This is a genomic window from Nocardia gamkensis NBRC 108242 (genome assembly GCF_001612985.1).
In the GTDB taxonomy this organism is placed as follows: Bacteria; Actinomycetota; Actinomycetes; order Mycobacteriales; family Mycobacteriaceae; genus Nocardia; species Nocardia gamkensis.
Window position 1 is genome coordinate 28,026 of record NZ_BDBM01000033.1, and the last position, 21,289, is coordinate 49,314.

The 21,289-nt window shown below is 68.9% G+C and carries 22 protein-coding genes and 1 pseudogene; 14 read left to right on the top strand and 9 right to left on the bottom strand.

The window, feature by feature from the left end; translation table 11 throughout:
- Nucleotides 1–78 precede the first annotated feature (78 nt).
- From NG1_RS24385 to NG1_RS24420, 8 genes and pseudogenes are all read left to right on the top strand, one after another.
- Nucleotides 79–1,471: pseudogene (locus NG1_RS24385) on the top strand (sigma 54-interacting transcriptional regulator).
- A 25-nt stretch (nt 1,472–1,496) separates the two neighbouring features.
- The gene (locus tag NG1_RS24390; RefSeq protein WP_062974512.1) at nt 1,497–3,446 is read left to right on the top strand and encodes a vWA domain-containing protein; all 1,950 of its coding nucleotides are present in this window, start codon (nt 1,497–1,499) and stop codon (nt 3,444–3,446) included.
- Nucleotides 3,447–3,504: 58 nt separating this feature from the next.
- Nucleotides 3,505–3,846: a hypothetical protein gene (locus tag NG1_RS24395; protein ID WP_063910422.1), complete on the top strand. Its 342-nt coding sequence runs from the start codon at nt 3,505–3,507 to the stop codon at nt 3,844–3,846.
- 462 nt (nt 3,847–4,308) lie between these two features.
- Nucleotides 4,309–4,668, top strand: coding sequence for a hypothetical protein (locus NG1_RS24400; protein WP_084499166.1), 360 nt, complete (start codon nt 4,309–4,311; stop codon nt 4,666–4,668).
- Nucleotides 4,658–5,488, top strand: coding sequence for a hypothetical protein (locus NG1_RS24405; RefSeq protein ID WP_062974516.1), 831 nt, complete (start codon nt 4,658–4,660; stop codon nt 5,486–5,488). The genes NG1_RS24400 and NG1_RS24405 overlap by 11 nt, the downstream gene beginning before the upstream one ends.
- Nucleotides 5,485–5,961 (top strand): roadblock/LC7 domain-containing protein, encoded by a 477-nt coding sequence (locus tag NG1_RS24410; RefSeq protein ID WP_245660031.1) that lies wholly within the window; start codon nt 5,485–5,487, stop codon nt 5,959–5,961. The genes NG1_RS24405 and NG1_RS24410 overlap by 4 nt, the downstream gene beginning before the upstream one ends.
- An 11-nt stretch (nt 5,962–5,972) precedes the next feature.
- Complete coding sequence (locus tag NG1_RS24415) at nt 5,973–6,344, top strand: hypothetical protein (RefSeq protein ID WP_040869544.1); 372 nt, start codon at nt 5,973–5,975, stop codon at nt 6,342–6,344.
- Nucleotides 6,345–6,424: 80 nt separating this feature from the next.
- Complete coding sequence (locus NG1_RS24420; RefSeq protein ID WP_062974518.1) at nt 6,425–7,009, top strand: NADPH-dependent FMN reductase; 585 nt, start codon at nt 6,425–6,427, stop codon at nt 7,007–7,009.
- 43 nt (nt 7,010–7,052) lie between these two features.
- On the opposite strand, the gene NG1_RS24425 is transcribed toward NG1_RS24420, so the two are convergent.
- Both NG1_RS24425 and NG1_RS24430 read right to left on the bottom strand, forming a co-directional pair.
- Entirely contained in the window at nt 7,053–7,367 is a 315-nt protein-coding gene (locus NG1_RS24425) for a hypothetical protein (RefSeq protein WP_062974520.1), read from the bottom strand.
- A gap of 174 nt (nt 7,368–7,541) precedes the next feature.
- Nucleotides 7,542–8,024, bottom strand: a complete 483-nt coding sequence (locus NG1_RS24430; protein WP_062974522.1) for a MarR family winged helix-turn-helix transcriptional regulator — start codon at nt 8,022–8,024, stop codon at nt 7,542–7,544.
- A 71-nt stretch (nt 8,025–8,095) separates the two neighbouring features.
- Here NG1_RS24430 and NG1_RS24435 point away from each other — a divergent pair, with 71 nt between their 5' ends.
- Nucleotides 8,096–9,550, top strand: a complete 1,455-nt coding sequence (locus tag NG1_RS24435) for an MFS transporter (protein ID WP_245660032.1) — start codon at nt 8,096–8,098, stop codon at nt 9,548–9,550.
- Between the two features lie 368 nt (nt 9,551–9,918).
- Here the strand turns inward: NG1_RS24435 and NG1_RS24440 are convergent, their stop codons facing one another.
- Complete coding sequence (locus NG1_RS24440; RefSeq protein WP_062974526.1) at nt 9,919–10,890, bottom strand: helix-turn-helix transcriptional regulator; 972 nt, start codon at nt 10,888–10,890, stop codon at nt 9,919–9,921.
- 89 nt (nt 10,891–10,979) lie between these two features.
- Between NG1_RS24440 and NG1_RS24445 the strand changes: the two genes are divergently transcribed.
- Entirely contained in the window at nt 10,980–11,621 is a 642-nt protein-coding gene (locus NG1_RS24445) for a TIGR03086 family metal-binding protein (RefSeq protein WP_062974528.1), read from the top strand.
- A 119-nt stretch (nt 11,622–11,740) separates the two neighbouring features.
- Here NG1_RS24445 and NG1_RS24450 read toward each other — a convergent pair whose 3' ends face one another.
- The 4 genes from NG1_RS24450 to NG1_RS24465 are packed head-to-tail and all read right to left on the bottom strand — an operon-like array spanning nt 11,741 to nt 15,315.
- A complete protein-coding gene (locus NG1_RS24450) occupies nt 11,741–12,715 on the bottom strand; it encodes a glycine betaine ABC transporter substrate-binding protein (protein WP_062974530.1) in 975 nt (324 codons plus the stop codon).
- Nucleotides 12,712–13,476, bottom strand: a complete 765-nt coding sequence (locus tag NG1_RS24455) for an ABC transporter permease (protein WP_062974531.1) — start codon at nt 13,474–13,476, stop codon at nt 12,712–12,714. The genes NG1_RS24450 and NG1_RS24455 overlap by 4 nt, the downstream gene beginning before the upstream one ends.
- On the bottom strand, nt 13,473–14,672 hold the full coding sequence (locus NG1_RS24460; protein WP_062974533.1) for an ABC transporter ATP-binding protein: 1,200 nt from the start codon (nt 14,670–14,672) through the stop codon (nt 13,473–13,475). The genes NG1_RS24455 and NG1_RS24460 overlap by 4 nt, the downstream gene beginning before the upstream one ends.
- Nucleotides 14,665–15,315, bottom strand: coding sequence for an ABC transporter permease (locus tag NG1_RS24465; protein WP_062974617.1), 651 nt, complete (start codon nt 15,313–15,315; stop codon nt 14,665–14,667). Before NG1_RS24465 ends, NG1_RS24460 begins: the two co-directional genes overlap by 8 nt.
- A gap of 181 nt (nt 15,316–15,496) precedes the next feature.
- Between NG1_RS24465 and NG1_RS24470 the strand changes: the two genes are divergently transcribed.
- The 3 genes from NG1_RS24470 to NG1_RS24480 all read left to right on the top strand — a co-directional run bounded on the left by NG1_RS24470 (nt 15,497) and on the right by NG1_RS24480 (nt 18,362).
- Entirely contained in the window at nt 15,497–16,114 is a 618-nt protein-coding gene (locus tag NG1_RS24470; protein ID WP_062974535.1) for a CHAP domain-containing protein, read from the top strand.
- Between the two features lie 230 nt (nt 16,115–16,344).
- A complete protein-coding gene (locus tag NG1_RS24475) occupies nt 16,345–17,472 on the top strand; it encodes a hypothetical protein (RefSeq protein WP_062974537.1) in 1,128 nt (375 codons plus the stop codon).
- A 176-nt stretch (nt 17,473–17,648) separates the two neighbouring features.
- Nucleotides 17,649–18,362, top strand: a complete 714-nt coding sequence (locus NG1_RS24480) for a DUF1906 domain-containing protein (protein ID WP_062974539.1) — start codon at nt 17,649–17,651, stop codon at nt 18,360–18,362.
- A 15-nt stretch (nt 18,363–18,377) separates the two neighbouring features.
- On the opposite strand, the gene NG1_RS24485 is transcribed toward NG1_RS24480, so the two are convergent.
- Nucleotides 18,378–18,737, bottom strand: a complete 360-nt coding sequence (locus NG1_RS24485; protein ID WP_062974541.1) for a hypothetical protein — start codon at nt 18,735–18,737, stop codon at nt 18,378–18,380.
- 129 nt (nt 18,738–18,866) lie between these two features.
- Complete coding sequence (locus tag NG1_RS24490; protein WP_040869528.1) at nt 18,867–19,667, bottom strand: Rv1157c family protein; 801 nt, start codon at nt 19,665–19,667, stop codon at nt 18,867–18,869.
- A gap of 252 nt (nt 19,668–19,919) precedes the next feature.
- Here NG1_RS24490 and NG1_RS24495 point away from each other — a divergent pair, with 252 nt between their 5' ends.
- The gene (locus NG1_RS24495; RefSeq protein WP_210750005.1) at nt 19,920–21,218 is read left to right on the top strand and encodes a mannosyltransferase; all 1,299 of its coding nucleotides are present in this window, start codon (nt 19,920–19,922) and stop codon (nt 21,216–21,218) included.
- The last annotated feature ends 71 nt before the right edge of the window (nt 21,219–21,289 follow it).

Below are 21,289 nucleotides of genomic sequence, written 5' to 3' on the forward strand. Positions count from 1 at the left end.
GCCGGGAGATAGCGTGCCGGGAGGCCGGCGCTTGTTTCCCGGTCGACCCGATGGCGAAATGGACGTAGCGTCGAATTCGTGAAAGTTCCCGCACACCTGCCCACGACCGCGGGCGACCTGCGTTCGGCCGGCTATCTGCCGCGTGGCGTGAAGACCGAGATCCGCGAGAACCTGCTCGCGCTGCTGAGTTCCGGCGGCGACCCCTGGCCCGGCATCGTCGGGTTCGACCGGACGGTGGTGCCGCAGCTGGAACGCGCGCTGCTGGCGGGGCACGACGTCGTGCTGCTCGGCGAGCGCGGCCAGGGCAAGACCCGGCTGCTGCGTTCCCTGGTCGGCTTGCTGGACGAATGGTCGCCCGTGATCGCAGGGGCCGAGCTGGGCGAACACCCGCTCGACCCGATCAGCCCGGCCGGTCGGCGGTTGGCCGCGGAACTCGGCGAAGATCTGCCCGTCGCGTGGCGGCATCGCTCGGAGCGGTACGCCGAGAAGCTCGCCACGCCCGACACCTCCGTCGGCGACCTGATCGGTGACGTCGACCCGGTCAAGGTGGCCGAGGGGCGAAGTCTCGGTGATCCCGAGACGATTCACTTCGGTCTCGTCCCGCGCGCACCGCGGCATCGTGGCGATCAACGAGCTGCCCGACCTCGCCGAACGCATCCAGGTCGCGCTGCTGAATGTGATGGAGGAACGCGATATCCAGGTCCGCGGCTACACGCTGCGCCTGCCGCTGGACGTATTGCTCGTGGCCACCGCCAACCCGGAGGACTACACGAACCGCGGCCGCATCATCACACCGCTGAAAGACCGTTTCGGTGCGGAGATCCGCACGCACTATCCGCTCAGTGTCGAGGCCGAGGTGGCGCTGGTGCGCCAGGAGGCCGAACTGGTGGCCGAGGTGGGCGATCCGCTGATCGAGGTACTCGCTCGGTTCGTGCGGCAGCTACGCGAGTCGTCCGCGATCGACCAGCGCTCGGGGGTGTCCGCGCGCTTCGCCGTTGCCGCGGCCGAGACGGTGGCGGCGGCGGCGCTGCGCAGGTCGGCGGTGACGGGGGAGAGTCCCGCGGTGGCGCGGCCCGTCGACCTCGAGTCCGTTCCCGCGGTGTTGCGCGGCAAGCTGGAGTTCGAATCCGGTGAGGAGGGGCGTGAGCAGGAACATCTCACCCACCTGCTGCGCCGCTCGTTCTCCGAGACGGCGCGGGCGTTGCTCGGCGGCCTGAACCTGCGGCCACTGGCCGAGGCGGTCGGCGACGGGCATCTGGTCACCACCGGCGAACGCGTCCCCGGGGAGGAAGTCCTCTCGGCCCTGCCCGAACTGCCCGTGCTGCACGAAGTCGCCGAGCGGCTCGGCGTCGACGCGGCCGATCCGCCGCCGCGGATCGCCTCGGCCGTCGAGTTCGCGCTGGAAGCGCTGTATCTGGCCCGTCAGATCGCGAAGGACTCCGACGACGGCTTGGCGGTGTACGGCCGATGACCGCCGTCGTTCCCGGCGAGGCGTCGTGACGACCCCCGACCGCTACTCCTACGGCCCCTACCACGAGGGGCCCGATCCGTTGGAGCCCCCACTGGACCTGCGGGAGGCGCTGGACCGGATCGGTCGCGACGTCATGGAGGGCAGTTCCCCGCGTAACGCCCTGCAAGAGCTGTTGCGGCGCGGCACCCGCACCATGCCGGGGCTGGAGGAGCTGACGCGCCGGTTGTGGCAGCGCCGCGCGGAGATCGCCAGGAGCCACCGGCTGGACGGCACGCTGCAACAAGTCCGGGAACTGCTCGAAGAGGCGTTGGAAGCCGAGCGCGGCGCCCTGTTCCCCGACCCCTCCGACGACGCCAGGTTCGCCGAAGCGCAGCTGGACGCACTGTCGTCGAGCACCGCCGCCGCCGTCACCGAACTCGCCGAGTACCCCTGGCGGTCGGAGACCGGCCGTGACAACTATCAGAAGATCCGTGACCTGCTCGGCCGCGAGCTGCTGGAATCGCGCTTCCAGGGCATGAAACAGGCTTTGCAGAACACCACTCCGCAGGACGTGGAGCGGGTACGGCGGATGATGGCCGACCTGAACGACCTGCTCGCCGCCCACGCCAGGGGCGAGGACACCGAGCAGCGGTTCGCCGAGTTCATGGCCGAGCACGGCGAATTCTTCCCGGAGAATCCGCGCGACACCGAGGAACTGATCGACGCGCTCGCCGCCCGTGCCGCCGCCGCGCAGCGCATGATGAACTCGATGTCCGAGCAGCAGCGCGCGGAGCTGTCCGAGCTGATCGGCCAGGCGTTCGGCGATCCGGGAATCGCACAGCAGGTCTCCGCGCTGGACGCGCATCTGCGGGCGCTGCGTCCCGGAGAGGACTGGAACTCCGGTCGGAGGTTCCGCGGCGACGACCCGCTCGGCCTCGGCGAAGGCGCGCAAGCCCTGCAAGATCTCGCCGAACTCGACGCGCTCGCCGAGCAACTCGGCCAGTCCTATGCCGGTGCGCGCTTGGAGGACATCGACCTGGACGCGCTGGCCCGCCACCTCGGTGCGGACGCGAGCGTGGATGCCGCCCGGCTGGCCGAACTGGAGCGCGAATTGCGCGGGCAAGGCATCTTCGAGCGGACGCAGGACGGCTCGCTGCGACTGACGCCCAAGGCTTTGCGCCGGCTCGGCGAGGTGGCGCTGCGTGACGTCGTCGGACGCTTGCGATCCCGTCGCGGTGAACGGGACACGGCCCTGGCGGGTGCCGCGGGTGAGCCGACCGGCGGTTCCCGGGCCTGGCGGTTCGGCGACACCGAGCCGTGGGACGTGTCGCGGACCATCCGCAATGCCGTGCTGCGGTCGGCGTCGACGGGCAAACGCGGTGTGCGGCTGGACGTCTCCGATGTCGAGATCATGGAGACCGAGCAGCGGTCCAGGGCCGCCGTCGCGCTGTGCGTGGACACGTCCTGGTCGATGGTGCAGGACGGGAGATGGGTGCCGATGAAGCGCACCGCCTTGGCGCTGCACCACTTGATCGCCACCAGGTTCCGCTCCGACGCGCTGAGCGTGATCACCTTCGGCAGGCACGCGACGACCGTGGACATCGGCGAACTGACCGCGCTGGAAGGCGTCTGGGAGCAGGGCACCAATCTGCACCACGCGCTGCTGCTCGCCGCGGGGCACCTGCGCAGGCATCCGGACGCGGTGCCGATCGTGCTCGTCGTCACCGACGGTGAGCCGACCGCTCATCTGGAGCCGGACGGCCAGACGTACTTCGATTGGCCACCCGCGCAGCGCACGCTGGCCGTGACGATGGCTCAGGTCGACGCCTTGGCCAAGCTGGGTGCGTCGGTGACGGTGTTCATGCTCGGGGAGGACCCGCGCCTGGCCGCGTTCGTCGACCTGATGGCCCGCCGCAGCGGCGGCCGCGTGGTGATGCCGGATCTGGACGGTCTCGGCGCCGCCGTGGTGAGCGATTACCTGCGCGGTAAGGCGTAAGGCGTAAGGCGCGACCAACGCCGCGGACAGGGAGGGTGGCCGGCCCTAGACTGAGCGGGTGACTTTTCGTCGGCTCGTCGCAGTGTCGTTCTTCGCCTTGATGGTTCCCCTCGGCGTCGCTGCCTGCACGACGGAAGGCCCTGGTACGAAGACCGATTGCGCCCTGAGCGGCTGCACGGTGACATTCGCCCGTGGTGTGGACGCCAAAGCGAGCATCCTGGGCATCGAAGCGAAACTCGTTGGCGTGAACGGCAACCTGGTCACCCTGTCGGTGGGGGGGCAGGAGGTCACGGTCCCGGTCGGAGAGACCCGGTCCGCCGACGGAAGCACCGTCGCGGTGCAGGAGGTGACCGACGACAAGGTCGTGGTCAAGATCTCCACCGGCCTTACCGCCGGCTGATTTCGTCCGGTGTAGCCCGCCCGGTCCTTCGAGCGGGTGTATCGCCGATCTTGTAATTGCTGCGAGATGACTGCCCGGTGCGCCGGTCTCCCCGGCATGGCATGCCTCCGTGCGCGGCGCACGGCGGCGGAGGCGTGCGGCTTCGGTGATGCCCGCCCGTGCGTGCACAGTCGCAGGCGTGTCGCGTATGTGGCACCGGAGCAGTCGAGCGGCCGTATCGAGGATTTATTGTGGCCGGGTCGGAGTGTCGAGATCGAAAACCGACGGGTATTGAATACCAATAGGTATTGAATACCGAAAGGTATTCAATCCGCGCTGCCAGGGAAAATGTTTTTTACCGGAAATTTCTCCACGATTTGCTGTACATCGTGCGGTGCGCGTGTGTAGCGTCTGGAAACCGTAAACCCCTCACATGACAAGTGGTGGCGCGTGATCGGTATCGACGGTTGTCTGAAACGCATCATGGATATTCCCGGTGCGCGCAGTGTGACATTGGTGGACGGCGCGAGCGGTCTGGCGATCGCCGCGGACGGCAGGCACGAGGTGCTGGACGAGCACGAAGATGCCGCCGCCACAACGGATGTGGTGCGCGCGGTGCTCGCCTGCCCGGCATTGTCGAGCGGCGGCGACGGTGACGACGTCACCGAGATCATCGTCTGCGGAACCCGCGGATACCACCTGCTGAACCTGGTGAACGGCGACTTCGACGGACGGCTTTTCGTACACGTGCTGTTCGACGCGGACACCGGGAATCTCGCGATGGCGCGATATCAGCTGCGCGGAATTCTCGATGAATTGGCCGAGGACACCGATGAGTCCTGAACTCGCGGTCGAATTGCGGCGGCTGGAGCAGGAAGGACGTACGGGCGTGCTGCGCGCGGGCGACGGTGCGTTTCACCTCGCCGAAGGCGCGATCGTTTCCGCCGATTGCCGCCGCACCACGGGACTGGACCGGCTGGTCGTCGAGGCGGGCGTGGCGACCGCCGAGGACTGGCGGCGCGCGGGGGCGGGCGATCCCGGCCGTGTGCTGGGGCGGCCACGGCTGGAAACCCTCGCCATGCTGTCGGTTTTCGATGCCGCCTACTTCTTGCTGGCCTCGCCCGCCGTCCCGGAGTTCCGTCCGGCCCCACCGCACTGGCTGGCCCCGGTCTGCCACATCGCGCCGCGGGCTCTTGTGCAGGAGTGCGCGCGGCGCGGCGATCCGGAGTCCGGGCCGTGGCCCGCGGACCTGGTCGATCGGGTCCCGGTGGTGCCGGTGCGCCGGGTGCGGCGGCGCCGTCTGGTGCTCACCGGGGGGCAGGCCGAGGTGCTGGCCGCCGCGGACGCGCGGCGCAGCGTCGCGGGGATCGGCCGCGAACTGGGCCGCACCACCTATGGATGTCTGGTCGCGGTGCGGGATCTGACCGCCGCGGGGCTGATCGAGCCGCCCGCCGGAACGTCCGTCCCGGTGGCGGCCCGGCCGGTCGCACCCGAACCGGTGACCGACGAGCCCGTGGCGGTCGCGGCCGTGAGCGCCGAGCCGGGCCGGCTTCCGAGACGCCGTGGGCGGCACTCGGCGCCGGTCCCTGTCGCGGAGCGTTCGGAGCCGCCGGACCGGGACCTGCTCGTCCGCCTGCAAGCGGCTTTGGAGGAACTCGCGTGACCGCGCGGAAGAAACTGCTCGGCAATGTGATGGGAAGGTTGACCAAGGTGGCGATGTCCGGACCAGAACCGAACGCGGCGGTGCTGCTGGAGCTGAAGGCCCTGCGCGATCGCGTCCCTCGGCTGACCGGCGCGCTCGTGGCATCCAACGACGGGCTGCTCGTCGCCCATGATCTACCTGCGCAGATCGAGCCGAACGGGATGGCGGCGATGGCCGCCTCGCAGCTGTCGCTGTCGCACCGGCTGGCCACCACCGCGCACGGCGGAGGGTTCAGCGAGGTGGTGGTGCACGGCACGAGCGGGCACGTGGTCATCTACGCGGCGGGCTGGACGTCGCTGACGGTCCTGGCCGCCCCCGAGGTGAACATCGGCAGGCTGCATCTGGAATCCCGCCCGGCGGCGCGGGCGATCGCCGACTTGCTGACGCCGGTGGCGATCGACGCACGAAGCGAACAGACAACGAAAACCCACTGAAAGGAACACTTATGTCCACTATGGATCTGGCCCTCAAAGACATGATGGTGATCGACGGCGCGATCGGCGCCGCCGTGGTCGACTACAACAGCGGTATGGCGCTGGGCATGCTCGGCAGTTCCAAGTCCCTGGATCTCCAGGTCGCGGGCGCGGGCAACACCGAGGTGGTGCGCGCCAAGATGCGGACCATGGACCAGCTGGGCCTCAAGGAGGACATCGAGGACATCCTCATCACGCTGTCCGGGCAATACCACATCATCCGGCCGATGACCGGCCGCAAGTCCAAGGGCCTGTTCCTCTACCTGGCGCTGGATCGGGGCCGGGCGAATCTGGCGATGGCCAGGCACCGCCTGAAGGGCATCGAGGAGGACCTGGAGGTCTGATCGGCGCTCGCCGATTTGACCTGAAGCGTGGTTCAGGTCCGACGCTGTTGTGTGCAACGCACGCGTCGAAGGGAACCACCATGTCCGACCACCCGATTCAGCTCGCCGTGATCGTCGGCAGCACCCGTACGGGCCGCTTCGGCCCGACCGTCGCCACCTGGTTCGCCGAACACGCCGACCGGCGCGACGACGTCACCGTCGACGTCGTCGACTTGGCCGAAACACCCTTGCCGGAACAGCTTTCCCACCATCCCGGCCCCGAGGCGGCGCGGGCGCTGGCAGCGGTGGGCCCCCGGCTGGCCGCGGCGGACGCTTTCGTCGTGGTGACACCCGAGTACAACCACAGCTATCCGGCGTCGGTCAAGAACGCCATCGATTGGCACTACACCGAATGGCGGGCCAAGCCGGTGGGATTCGTCTCCTACGGCGGGATCTCCGGCGGCTTGCGCGCGGTCGAGCACCTCAGGCATGTGTTCGCCGAACTGCACGCGGTCACCGTGCGCGACACGGTGAGCTTTCACGATGCGCGCAGGCGGTTCGACTCCGCAGGGCAGCCGACGGATCCGGAGATGCCGGTGTCAGCCGCCGATCAACTGCTCGGTCAGCTGGTCTGGTGGGGGCGTGCACTGCGGTCGGCGCGAGCCGAACATCCCTATACCGCTTGACGTTCGACACTTCGGTTCGCTCCGCCGGGCTGTGCTCGGGAAGTCAGGCGACCAACCGCAGGCTGCGCCACCGTTTGTTCCCCCACCGGCGTAATCGGGGACTGACGATCAGCACCGGCAGGAGCAGGACGAGCCCGATCAGGGTCAGGTAGACCACGATTTCGCCCACGATCTGGACGACGGTGGGCAGGGCGAAGGGAACAGCCAGCGCTCCCAAGGCAATTGCCAGCGGGTAGGCGCCCGCCTGAGCCGCGGTGACGGCGGCGAAGGCGAGTCCGCCCGCGAGCAGCAGACCGACCAGTGCGACCAGGTAGTTGTCCCACCACGCGGTATTCGTCGCCCGATGTGGCTCTCGCATGCGGGGAGCCTAACGCCGTGGTCCCGGGGAGAGGGGCAAATCGTGGGCATCCGGTGCGAGCTGCGGTGGTGCGGCCGCACCAGGTTTGCCGTCACGGGTGTCGAGCCATGCCCGGCGAACATCGTTGCGGCGCCGAAGGCTTGGATGGGCGCGATGGATTCGCATGACCGTTCGTCACGCGAGGTCGGACGGGCGTGGCCACGGATTGTGCTCTTTGTCCTCGACCGACTGGTTGAAGCGCGCGATGAGCTTGCTGAGCTGATCGATGTCGGCCTCGGTCCAATCGGCCACCACGGCGCCGATGCCTTGGCGGCTCTGCACGCGGTCGGAGGCCAGTGACTCCAGCCCTTTCGGGCTGGCGCGGATCTTGCGGGCGATACCCCCGTCGGGGTCGGGCACCCGGTCGACCAACCCTTGCCTGAGCATCGCCGCGACCTGCCGGTTGATCGTGGAGATGTCCAACCGGAACGCTTCGGCCAGTTCGCGCAGACTCAGCGGGTGGTCCAATTCCAGCCTGGTCAAGATCAGATACGCCGAGCGGTCGAGCTGGAAGCCGGGGCGCCGTAGCAGCGCGGCGGGAAAGTGCCTGGACAGTAGCGAGAGCTCGAAGGCGAGGCGGCTCAGCGCTGCGTCGTCGCCGGGACCGGAATCGGACATGCCCCACTATGTCGCGAGGATCACGTCGATACCAAATTGTGCAGCATACACACCATATGTACCGTACATACGTGACAGTAACCGCCGACGCGTCTTCGACCGTCTCTGATTCCGGCGTCCGGCGTCCCGCGCCGGCCTTGCTCATCGCGACGCTCGGCCTGGTCGGTGTTGTCGTCTCGCTCATGCAGACGCTGGTCATCCCGATCATTCCGGCACTGCCCACGCTGCTGCACACCTCCGCGTCCAACGCCTCCTGGGTCGTCACCGCCACGCTGCTCGCGGGCGCGGTGGCGACGCCGATCAGCGGCCGTCTCGGCGACATGTTCGGCAAGCGCCGCATCCTGTTCGCCAATCTGCTTCTGCTGGTTGCCGGTTCGGTGGTCTGCGCCTCGTTCTCCACGCTGCTGCCGGAGATCGTCGGCCGCTCGCTGCAAGGTGCGGCGGTCGGCGCCATTCCGCTGGGCATCAGCATCATGCGGGACGAACTGCCCCCCGAACGGGTGGGTTCGGCGATGGCGATCATGAGCGCCACGCTCGGCGTCGGCGGCGCGATCGGGCTGCCGGTCGCGGCGGCCATCGCGCAGAACGCGAACTGGCACGTGCTGTTCTGGACGTCCGCGGCGCTCGGCGTCGTCTGCGCCGCGGTGGTTTTCGTGTTGGTGCCGGAGTCGCCGGTGCGCACACCCGCCCGATTCGACTTCGGCGGTGCGATCGGGTTGTCGGTGGCGCTGCTCGCGCTGCTGATCGCGATCACCAAGGGCGCGGACTGGGGTTGGGCCAGCGCCCCGATCCTGATCCTGTTCGCGGTATCTCTGGTGGTGTTCCTCGGCTGGGGCGCTTTCGAACTGCGGCAGCGTTCACCGCTGGTGGACCTGCGGGTCTCGGCGCGGCCGCGGGTGCTGTTCACCAACGCGGCCTCGATCGCCGTCGGCTTCGCGCTCTACGGCATGTCGCTGACCTTCCCGCAGCTGCTGATGGCGCCGGAGCGGACCGGATACGGCTTCGGGCTGTCCATGATCAGCGCCGGGTTGGCGCTGGCGCCGACCGGTTTCGTGATGATGCTGCTGTCGCCGGTGTCGGCGCGGCTGTCGGCGAGCCGCGGCCCCAAGGTCACTCTCGCGCTCGGATCGGCGGTGATCGCGGTCGGGTACCTGTGCGCGGTGGTGTTGATGAACAGCGTCTGGGAGATCATGCTCGCCGCGGTGATCGTCGCGGGCGGCGTCGGCCTGGCGTATGCGGCGATGCCCGCGCTGATCATGGGCGCGGTGCCGATCACGGAGACCGCGGCGGCCAACGGCCTGAACTCGCTGATGCGCTCGATCGGCACCTCGACCTCCGCCGCGGTGATGAGCGTGGTGCTGGCCCATATGACCATGCAGCTGGGCCCGCACCTGCTGCCCTCGCGCGACGGGTTCCACACCACCTTCCTCATCGCGATGGTGGCGGCGCTGGTCGCGATCGGCCTGACCGCGTTGATCCCGATGCGGAAGACCGCCGACGCGGCCACCACCATCGGGCATTCCTGACGACTGTCGTTCCGGGGTACCGATCCCGGGTTCAGCCGGGTCGGTACCCGGGTTCGTGACCACGGGCCCAGCGGGAGCGGCTGCGCGCGAGTGGCGACTCCGGCGGTAATCGTTCCTGCGGGCTGCTGGTCGGGCACCGGTATATGGCCCCGCCTTACCTGCCGACGGCTTCGTTCGTGCTTGTGAGGGGTTCTCCCACTTCCTCGGTGAGCGAGTGTGTTGGGTTGGCGCGTGCGCGAATCCTCGTGTGCCGTGTGCCGTGTGCCGTGTGCCGTGTGCCGTGTGCCGTGTGCCGTGTGCCGTGTGCCGTGTGCCGTGTGCCGTGTGCCGTGGCAGCGCTTGTCGGTCGAGTGCCGATCAGGTTCGCATCAGGAGTCGGCGACGGCCTCGGTGTACCGGCGACCGAGGGTACGGATGTGGGCGACCAGCTCCGGCGGCCCGTCGACGCGGAAATCCATCATCAGCATGGACAGGTAGATCGCGATGGTCTCCAGCGCGTCCGCGCCGGTGTAGAGCACACAGGTGTCCGCGTCCACGGCCTCGACCACGCCGACGGCGGGATTGATGCGGGCGATGACCGTCTCGGCGGGCGCGAGCACGGTGACCCGGGCCTGCACCTTCCATCCGGTGGTCGCGATGTGCCGCATGACGAAGGCGACCAGATCGTCATCCGGAAGCGAGCGTGCGGCGAAGCGGCGGGAACCGCCCTCGGCGCGGCTGATCCGGGCCACCGGGATCGCGCGCCACGTGTGGTCTTCCAGGCTGTAGGCGACCAGATACCAGCGGCGCTGCCAGTTGATCAGCCGGTACGGCTCCACCTCGATAGACGCTTCGGTCCCGGCTTCGGCGATCCGGACCGTCGCGCCGTCGCGGATGGCCCCGGCCAGGGTGGTGAGCACTGCGGCGGGTACCGGCGCGTCCGGCTCGCGTGATCCGGTCGTGGCCGGGCCGATCGCGGTCGCGTCACGCAACGCGGAGACCTTGCGCTGCAAGCGTTTCGGCAGGATCTGATCCAGTTTGCCCAGTGCTTTGGTGACGTGCGCGGCGATGTCCGCGATGCCGGTGGAGCCGTCCTCGGCGAGTCCGACCGCGACGGCGACGGCCACCGCTTCATCGTCGTCCAGCAGCAGAGGCGGCATGGTCGCGCCGCGGCCGAGCCGGTAGCCGCCGATGGCGCCGCGTTCGGCGTGCACCGGGTAGCCCAGCTCGCGCAGGCGCTGGATGTCGTGCCGCAGGGTGCGATCGGTGACGCCGAGACGCCCGGCCAGTTCGCGTCCGGTGTGCGCGCGGTCCTGGAGCAACGCGAGCAACCGCAACAGTCGCGGAGTGGTCGAGGCCACTTTTTCCTCCGGGGTCAAATAGGAACGAAAGTAGCCTAATGCCCGCATAGGCTTATGTCAGCACCGAAAAACGACCGAAGGGCTCCGACATGAACGCCACCACCACCGCCGCCGCGACTCTGCGCCCCGTCTGGCGCGGCGTGCTCGCCGATTCCTACCGCGCACTGGAGAGCGTCGTCGCCGGTGTGCGGGCGGATCAGTGGCATCTGCCGACCCCGTGCTCGGAATGGGATGTGACGCAGGTCGTCCAGCACGCCGCCGGTGACCAGCTGGCGTTCGCCGAGTTCCTGGGTATCGGCGACGGTCCGGCCTACAACCCGTTCGAGCCGTCCGGCGCGGTCGACGGTGCCCCCGCGGAGTTGGTTCGCGGGGCGATCGAGCAGACCGCCCTCGCCTGGAGCACCGTGGACGACGCCACCGAGACGGTGCCGACGCCGTTGCCGCACGGCGCGCTCGCCACTCCGGTGGCCGCGGTGATGTGCGCGCTGGACGCCGCGGTCCACGCCTGGGACATCGCGATCGCGACCGGGCAGGCGTCGCCGTTGACCGGTGAGCTCGCCACCCACCTGCTCGCCGCCGCCCGGGCAGGCCACCCGGCGCCCGGCAGCGGCGAGACGGCGGAGATCGTCGAACCGCTGCGCCAATGGGGGGCCTATGCCGCGATCGTCGACGGTCCGTCCGGAGACGCCGTCGGTGATCTGCTGCGGTACCTGGGGCGCGAGCCGCGCTGAGCGTTGCGGCGGCTCCGCCCGGGCTTGATGCTCACGCGCCGACTGCGTGCGGGCAACCCGGCTCGGCCCATGTTCCGCGTGGTCGTGCCCAAACGCCTTTCCAGTGGCTGGTTCTCGCTTCAACGCGCGGTGACGAACCCCTCGGCGACCATCCAGTCCCGGGCCACCTCCGCGGGTTCGCGCCCGTCCACGTCGACCTGACGGTTGAGTTCGGTGATGGTCTCGTTGGTGAGGCGCTGCGAGATCGGCGTCATGATCTCGGCCACCTCCGGATGCTCGTCGGCGAAACTCTCGCGCATCACCAGCGCGGCGTTGTACTTCGGGAAGAACCCGCGATCGTCCTGTAGCAGGACCAGATTCAATGCCGGGATGCGCCCGTCGGTGGCGGCGACCGAGCCGAAACGGCACTGTCTGCCGTCTGCGGTCGCCTGGTAGACCACCGCGTCCTGCACGATCTGCTTGCGTACCTTGCCCGCGTCGATCTCGTACTTGCGGACGAGGCCGGGGAATCCGTCCTGGCGGACGTTGAATTCGGTGCCGACGCAGATGGCCGCGGCGGCCGGATCGGCGGCGGCCAGCGTGGCGTAGTCCGACAGCGTGCGCACGCCGGTCTCCTGCGCGGTCCGCGCGCTCATGACCAGCGCGTAGGTGTTGTTCATCGGCGCCATCGCGGTCCACACCATGCCGTGCTCGGCGAGGTCGGCGTCCCGCACCGCCTCGAACTGGCCGATCTCGTCGGGCACCGGCTTCTCGTTGCCGAGGTAGTTGATCCAGCCGGTGCCGGTGTATTCGTAGGCGATGTCGATCTGCCCGTGCAGTTGGGCGTCGCGCACACTGTTGGAGCCCTGGATATTGGTCAGGTCGCGGACCTCGGCGCCGGCCGCGGTCAGGGCGAACTCGATGAGATATCCGAGGATGTTCTGTTCGGTGAAGTCTTTGGAGCCCACCGTGACCGGCACACCGTCCAGTGCGGGGATCGGGCGGATGCTGCCCGGCCCCACCCGCAGCGGCACCGCGCCGCCGGATTGCAGCCCGCAGGCGGCCACCAGCGCCAACCCCAGCCCCAGAGCGAGCGCGCGCCATACCCGCGTCATTTCAGACCCCTGGGCCCGAGGAATTCTTCGGCGAGCGCGCCGAGCCAATCCACCAGCAGGGCCAGCGCCACCGCGAGCACCGCGCCGACCACCAAGGTGACGTTGTCGCGCAGTTTGTAACCGGTGTCGATCAGAATGCCGAGCCCGCCCGCGCTCACCAGGAACGAGAGCGTCGCGGTGCCGACGGCGAGCACCAGCGAGGTGCGCAACCCGGCGAGGATGTAGGGCACCGCGAGCGGGAACTCGATGCGGCGCAACACCGTCACGGCCGACATCCCCTGACCGCGGCCCGCATCGATGAGCGTCCGGTCGACCTGCTGGTAGCCCAGGATGGTGTTGCGCAGCACCGGAAGCAGCGAGTAGAACGCGATCGGCGCCACGCCGATCCAGAAGCCGGTGGTCCGGGTGGCCAGATAGAACAGCACGATCAGTCCGATGGCAGGAGCGGCCGCGCCGATGTTCGCGATGCCCACGAAGATCGGTGTGAGGCGTCGGAATCCCGGTCTCGTGAGCAGGGTGCCCAGCGGGACTGCCACCGCGAGCACGATCAGCACCACGGTCCCGGTGATCAGCACGTGCTGCCAGGTGACGGTCGCGACGTTGCTCGCGTTCAGGCTCGCTCGCTGCGTGACGGTGAGTTCGCGGGCGAACGCCCACACCAGCACACCGGCGGTGAGCACGAGCACGAGCACGGGCTGCACGAGCAAACGGATGCGCTCGGCCCTGCGCTGGGCGGCGGGTGAGGCGATGGCGGTGGTCATGGCGCCCCGTCCCGCGCGGCGCCGTCCGCTCCGTGCTCGGCGCGCAGGGCCGACAGGTGGCCGATCAGCGTGTCGATGGTGATCAGGCCGACGTACTCGCCGCGCGGTCCGGTCACCACCGCGGTCGCGTTCTGATGCGTCAGCAGGGCTTCCAGCGCGTCCTGCAGCGTCGATTTCAGCGACAATGTATCCGGCACCGGTGATCCGAGGCCGCGCAGCGAGTCGGCGTGCGCCAGGTGCTCGGCCGAGACCCAGCGGAGTGGACGGCCCTGACCGTCCAGCACCAGCGCCCACGGCCGGTCCCGGTCCGCGAGCGCGGCGCGCAGCGCGCCGGCCGGGTCCTCCTCGGTGGCGGTGGGGCAGTCGCCGAGTTCGACGTCCCCGACGCGGGTCAAGGTGAGCTGTTTGAGCGAGGCGTCCGCGCCGACGAAGCCGGCCACCGTCTCGTCGGCGGGGTCGGCCAGGATCGCCGCGGGCGTGTCGTATTGCAGGATCCGGGACTTGTCACCGAGTACGGCGATGCGATCGCCGAGCTTGACCGCCTCGGTGAAATCGTGGGTGACGAAGACGATCGTCTTGCCGAGTTCGCCTTGCAGGCGCAGCAGCTCGTTCTGCAGCGAGCCGCGGGTGATCGGATCGACCGCGCCGAACGGCTCGTCCATCAGCAGCACGGGCGGGTCGGCCGCCAGTGCCCTGGCCACACCGACGCGCTGCTGCTGGCCGCCGGACAACCGGCGGGGATAGCGGTCGCGGAAGGTGTCCGGGTCGAGGCCGACCAGTTCCAGCATCTCGTCGACCCGTGCCGCGATGCGCCGCCGGTCCCAGCCGATCAGGCCCGGCACGGTCGCGACGTTCTTCGCGACGGTCAGATGCGGGAACAATCCCGCCTGCTGGATCGAATATCCGATGCCGCGGCGCAATCGGTCGGGATGGATCGTGGCCGCGTCGCGCCCATCGATCGTGATGGTGCCCGAGGTGGGCTCGATCAACCGGTTGATCATCCGCATGGTGGTGGTCTTGCCGCAGCCGGACGGTCCCACCAGGACCACGATCTCACCGGCCGGGATGGTGAGGGAGACGCTGTCCACGGCCGGATCACGCTGTCCCGGATAATGTTTGGTCACCGAATGCAGCACGATCTCGACGCCGGAGACGACGGATCTCGCGGAGCCATCGCGGGTTTCGGTCTCAGTCACGGATTCCCCTCGAGGTGGTGAGCCGTCCGATCAGGACGTAGATCGCGTCGAGTGCGAGTGCGAGCACGACGACGAGGAGCGTGCCGACCAGGGCCTGCGGCACCGCGTTCGGGCTGCCGAGGCGCGCGAGACCGGAGAAGATCAGGTTGCCGAGTCCGGGACCCTTGGCGTACGCGGCGAGGGCGAGAATTCCCATGATCAGTTGCGTGCTCACCCGCATTCCGGTCAGGATCGCCGGCCAGGCCAGCGGCAATTCGATCCGGGCGAGCACCCGGAGCCGGTTCATCCCGACTCCTCGGGCCGCATCGGTCACGGCCGGGTCCACCGAGGCGAGCCCGATGATGGTGTTGCGCAGAATCGGCAGCAGTGCGTACACGACGAGCGCGGTGATCGTCGGCGCGACACCCAGGCCGAGGATCGGGATCAGCAGGCCGAGCAGCGCGAACGACGGAACGGTGAGCACCGCGCCCGCCAGCGCGGAGGCGATCGAGGAGCCGAACGGGCTGCGATAGACCAGCACCCCGATCAGCACCGAGACCACCGTGGCCAGCAGCACCGATTGCACCACGGCCGAGACGTGCAGGTAGGAATCGACCAGCAACTGATGCCGCCGGTGCACGATGAATGTCCACAGCGTGTCCAGGGCGGTACCTCCCCATCGGCCGGCCTCTCGGGAGACTAGCGCGGTTTCGCCGGTGCCGTACACGATTTCGGCTCGTACGGGTTGCCTCCGGCTCGGTCACCGAGAACCGGACGGTGGCGCCCGGAACCGTCGCGCGCCTTCGCGCGTCGAATTCCATAGGCTCGACAACAGCATCACATAAATGAACGGGGGAGCGATGGCACAGCGGCCGGGATGGCGAGCAGGGCGGTGGATCGCACTCGCATTGGTGGTGCTCGGTGTGGTCGGCGCCGGGATCACCGGGGCCCTCTGGTGGCAGGACCGCGCTGACCGCCGAGCGGTCGTGGGCGAGCGTCTCACCGAGTTCCCCGCGCTGGACCGTTCGGCGCTCGACGCCACCCAGGCCGGAATCGTCGCGATCGCCGAGCGCGAGTTCGCCGATCCGGGCGCGGGCACGAAATACGCGGAAGGCGTCGAGGAGGCGTGGTGCGCCGATTTCGTCAGCTGGGTGCTGCGCGAAGCGGGTGTGGCGCTGGCCAACCCCAATTCGGGCTCCTGGCGGATTCCGGGTGTCTACACGTTGCAGGAGTACTACGAGAGCGTCGGCCGGTTCGAACCGATCGGCTCGGGCTATCGACCGCGGACCGGTGACGTGCTGCTGTACCGGGAGTCCAGTCCGTTCGGGCAGCACACGAACATCGTCCTGCGGGCCGATGGCGGGCAGGTGACCACGATCGGTGGCAACGAGTACGGCGGGATCCGGATCCACCGCTTCACCCTGGACGACGTGACGGGAGTGGTCGGTCTCGGGCGATTGTGAAGATCACTCCCGCGGAGCGGAATCTGTCCGATATGCGGGTGAAACGACGTGCCGGATGGTCCTACGATGGAGACGGCGGCGCCCGGCAGCGCCGCCGCCGGTCCCCGCCCTGCTTCCCCCTCATCGGCAGGACGGGGATCCCGGGCTGACCAGCGCGTTCCGGGGCGGGACAAGATCGGTCGCGTACCGTGTCGGGTGTCCATCGAGAGGTGAGGGTTCCGGAACTACTGATGCATCCGACCGACGAATCGAGTAGTGCGCCAGCCTGGATCGACTACGCCGAGTTCGGCGAGCGTTTCGTCACGCACGCCGTGAACGCCGCTCGCATCGAATCCGCCATCTCCGGTATGACTGGCCGCGGCTTGACCATCGGCCCGGTCTCGATCGGCCCGGCCGGACTCGCGGGTTTCGTCGCCGAGGGCAAGGTCGGCGCCCCGCGCGTCCTGCACAGCGGGCCCCCGGTGACCTTCGCCGTGACCGTCCCGGTGTCGCTCACCCTCAAAGTGCTGCTCGGTGGCCGGAAACTGCGGCTGGAGGCCAGGGTCGAGATCGATCTGACGCTGCACGCCCGCACCGCAGAGCCCGTGCTCATCGTCATCGACATCCCGCCGATCACCCAGCGTGACATCAGCTTCGTCCTGCGCGCCCAAGCGGTGGAGTCGGCGTGGGAATGGCTGCTCGACCCCATCGCGGGGGTGGTGCAGCGCGAGGTCGCGTCCCGGGTGAACGCCATGCTGGCCGATCCGCAGACCCGCCGGAACCTGGTGTTCGACGTCGAGGCCATGGTGGCCGGTAAACGTTCGCCGCACCGGGACCGTATCGCGTTCGACTGGATCGGTTACGACGAGTTCGGGCATCGGTTCTTCTCCCGCATCGTGACGCGCGAACGGGTCTCCGACGTGGTCGAACGGTTGGCGGGCAGGCCGATCGAAGTCGGGCCGCTGCGGACGGGGCCCCGCGCCACTGCCGTCGTGACCGTCCGGGGAGCGGTCCGCATGCCGCGGCTGGCGGACCGGTCGGCGGATCCGGTCGCGTTCGACCTGACGCTGCCGGTAAGCCTGGACATCACGGTGGACGTGCTGAAAGCCAATCGCTATCGCGCCGACGTCGAGGTGCCGTTGGCGCTCACCGCCCGCGCCGCCGACCCCTTGCGCGTGGTGATCGACGTGCCGCCGCCGAACCCCGCGGACATCCGGATGGAGTTCGCCGCGCAAGGTGCGCGGGCGGCCGCCCTCGGTGCGCTCGCCGGGATAAAGAAACAGGTCGTCGCACAGGTGGCGGCGGTGATCCGCAGAGAACTGGCCGATCCCGCGATGCGCACCATCGACGTGGCCGCGCGGATCGACGGCGTCGCCTGACCCGATCATCTGCGGCCCATGTGGCGAATGTGAAACGTGTTTCTCCTGGGTCTGGCGGTTCTGATGTGAATGTGGTGAAATGAGTTCACGTTCGAGGCTCCCGGCGCGCGGTGATTTGGGGAAGGTGCGCCGGGCACGCTGCTCTTCCAGGTCGGGATTGCGCGAAGGAGTCGACGATGCGTTCCGTTCCGGTGTCCCGGCGTGATCTGTTCGCCTACGCGGCCGCGGCGGCCGTGGTCGGCGTCACCGCGGCGGCAGCTCCCGCCGCCGCGCGGCCCTCGCTCGGCACCCTGATCGATTACGCGGGCGGCGTCCCCTCGGCCGCGGCGATCCGCGACGCCGGACATGTCGGCGTGATCCGTTACGTGTCCGACCGCAGGCCGGGCGCGGAGTGGATGGCGGGAAAACCGCTGCGATCCGCCGAAGTCGACGATCTCAAAGCGGCCGGTTTGCAGATCGTGTCGTGCTACCAGTTCGGCAAGGGCCCGACCGCGGACTGGCGCGGTGGGCTGGAAGCGGGCAAACGGCACGCCGAGCGCGGGCTAGCGTTGCACCGCGCCGCCGGTGGTCCGGACAACGTGCCCATCTACGCGTCCATCGACGACAACCCCTCCGCGGTCGACTTCGCCACCATGATCGCGCCGTACCTGCTGGGCTGGCAGGCCGTGCTCGGTCAGGAGAACACCGGCGTCTACGCGAACACCCCGACCATCGAGCTGGCCCGCACCGCCGGATTGGGCGCCTGGTACTGGCAGCACAACTGGGGCACACCCAAAGGCTTCGTGCACCCGGCCGCCCACCTGCACCAGTTCGAGATCGACAAGCAGTCCATCGACGGGGTGGGGATCGACGTGAACAACGTGCTCACACCCGAGTACGGGCAGTGGTGAAGCGACCGAGCTCCGCTACGTCTGGCAGTGGCTTATCGGGGTGACGCGCAGGTCGGGTTCGTCGTCCGGGACGACGCGCAGGGTGGGGCGGCTGTCCGGGGCTTCGTGGTTGCCGAGCCAGGAGAACAGCGACCACCGGGACAGGCCGGAGAACGCGGAACCGAGGCTGGCGAACGAGAACGAGGATATCGCCGACCCGACCGAGCCAACGGATCCGATCGACAGCACCGAACCCACGCTGCCGATGGACAGGACCGAGTAGGCCGACCCGATGGACAGGATCGACCCCTCGGAGCGGAAAGACAGGATCGAGCGATGCGAGCGTCTGCTGCGGATCGAATGTGCCGTGCGTATCGAATGATCGATGGTCGCCATACTTAGCGGTCTACCACAGTCCGGACGGCTCGTGGGGCGGCGCGGCGGATCCGTTCGAGGTTGTCGCGGGCTTCCCCGGAACGACCGCGGGCGGCGACCCCGATGGAGTCGCCGCCCTCGATCGAAAGCTCAGCCTACGGTGAAGAATCCGAGCGTCGGCAGGAACGAGCAGGTCCGCGCCTCGGCGTCACCGGACTTCGTGGTCAGCGAGCCGGAGACGACCGCGACGACGCGGCCGAAGCCCGTGTCGGCGATCGCCGACAGCGTGGCGGGGCCGTCCGGGTTGATCTTGGCCTCGTCGGTCAAAGGCAGGACGCCGGACTGACGGGTGTCCAGATTCAGCCACTGCACCGTCATCGGCGGATTCTGCACCGGCGTCGGCGACTTGGTGCCGAGGGCGGTGAAGACGAACCCGGTCTGACCGGCGCTCGGGCCGGGCGGCGGCAGCGTGGCCGGGCCGGGGACGGCCAGGGCGGTGCCCACCGAGTCGGCGCCCGGGCCGATGCAGCCCTTGCCGATGGTCGGGTAGAGGAACTGCGCGATCGCCGGGCCGTCCTGCGGCACCTCGGGACCACCGCCGCCGCTGCCGTCCAGGAACGTGATGATCCGTTCCAATGTCGACTTGATCTGCGGCGGCAGGTTCAAGGTGGCCAGCAGCTTGCGTGCCTGATCCAGGATGGCCGACTGCGGGCCGGCGATCCCGCCGGGGCCGGCGATATCCGCCGGGCCCGCGACGGCGCCGACGATTGCTGGGGCGAGCGCGGCCAGCGCATCCACCGGAACACCTTCGGGAACCATGGGAACGCTGTTCGTGAGCGCCGCCGGGGCGGTCGCGGGAGCCGCGATTGCTGTCGTCGGCGCGGCGAGCGTGGCGCTCGCCGCGATGGCGAGCGCGGACAATGCGATCCGCGATCCTCGGGTGCGAAGCACTGGTCTGGCCGTCCTTACCTCGGGTACATCTGGGTTCGATTGCTAAAAGCCATCGTTTCGGGGGTCACTCTAGGGACATTGCGGCTATGTGTACAGCCGCGGCGTCCGAAAGGCGCCGGGGACGATCAGTGTTAGCAGAACATACCGCGCCCTGATGTTACTGGTGTGAAAGTTGATGCAAATGTTACCGATGGTTCGAGGGTGGAGCCGACCGGAAGCGCGCTGCGGTTAATCTAATCGGTGCCGTCCGCGCTGTCGCCAGAACATCCAAGTCCGGGCGTGCCGAACCGACGCACCGCACTCGAGCCGAAAGCCAGCGATTTGAATCGTCACCTCCGATGGGCTTTGTCGGTGCTGGGCCTGTCCGTGCTGGCCCGGTTGCTCTGGATGCTGCTGTCTCCGAACGGGATGAACCTCGTCGACCTGCACGTCTACGTCGGTGGGTCGGCCGCGCTGCTGACCGATCAGCTCTACGACTTCACCTACGCGGAGAAGACCCCGGACTTCCCGCTGCCGTTCACCTATCCGCCGTTCGCTGCGCTGGTGTTCTTCCCGCTGCACTATCTGCCGTTCACCGTGGTCGCTGTGGCCTGGCTACTGGCCATCGCCGCGGCGCTGTACGCGGTGGTGCGCATCAGTCTCGAACTGATCTTCGGTGCGCAGCGGCTGCGGACGCCGCAGTGGCAGGCCGCGACCGTCGGCTGGACCGCGCTGGGGCTGTGGCTGGAACCGGTGCGAACCACGATGGACTACGGCCAGGTCAATGTCTTCCTGGTGCTGGGCGGGATGCTCGCGGTGCGCAGTTCGCGGTGGTGGATCTCCGGCGGACTGGTCGGCATCGTCGCTGGCATCAAGTTGACGCCCGCGATCACCGGCCTCTACTTCGTCGCGCGCGGGCGCTGGGCAACCGTCGTGTGGTCGGCGGTGGTCTTCGGCGCGACGGTGGGGCTGAGCTTCTTGATCGCACCCGCCGAGGCGCGCCGGTACTTCGGCACACTGCTCGGGGACGCCGACCGGATCGGCCCGGTGGGTTCGGTGTGGAATCAGTCGTTGCGCGGCACACTCAGCCGGATCCTCGGCTACGACGTGGAGTCCGGACCGTGGTGGATCGCTGCCGTGCTCGTGGTCGCGGTGCTGGCGTTGCTGGCTTGGCGCGCGCTCGGCCGCGACGACCGGCTCGGCACGCTGATCGTGGTGCAGCTGTTCGGGCTGATGGTCTCGCCGATCTCCTGGTCACATCACTGGGTGTGGCTGCTGCCCGCGGTGCTCTGGCTGGTCTACGGGCCGCTGCGCCGGGCGCCCGGCGCGCGGATCCTGGCGGGGTACTGGCTGGTGACGATGTTGGTCGGTGTGCCGTGGGTGCTGTCGTTCTTCCAGGATTCGATCTGGACCATCTCGCGCCCCGGGGTGCTCGCCTGGCTCGGCGCCGTCGACGTACTCGGCGTCGTGGTGTTCTACCTGTGGGTCATCCGCTTCGGGCCCCGGTATGCCGAATCGGGCGTGGATGAGGAAACGCGCGTGACAACCGAGGGCTCCGCGCGGACTACGTAGGCGCCACCGCGCGGTAGCGGCTCGGGCAAGACCCGTCCTCGACGCAACAATGAGCCGCGACTCCCGGTTTC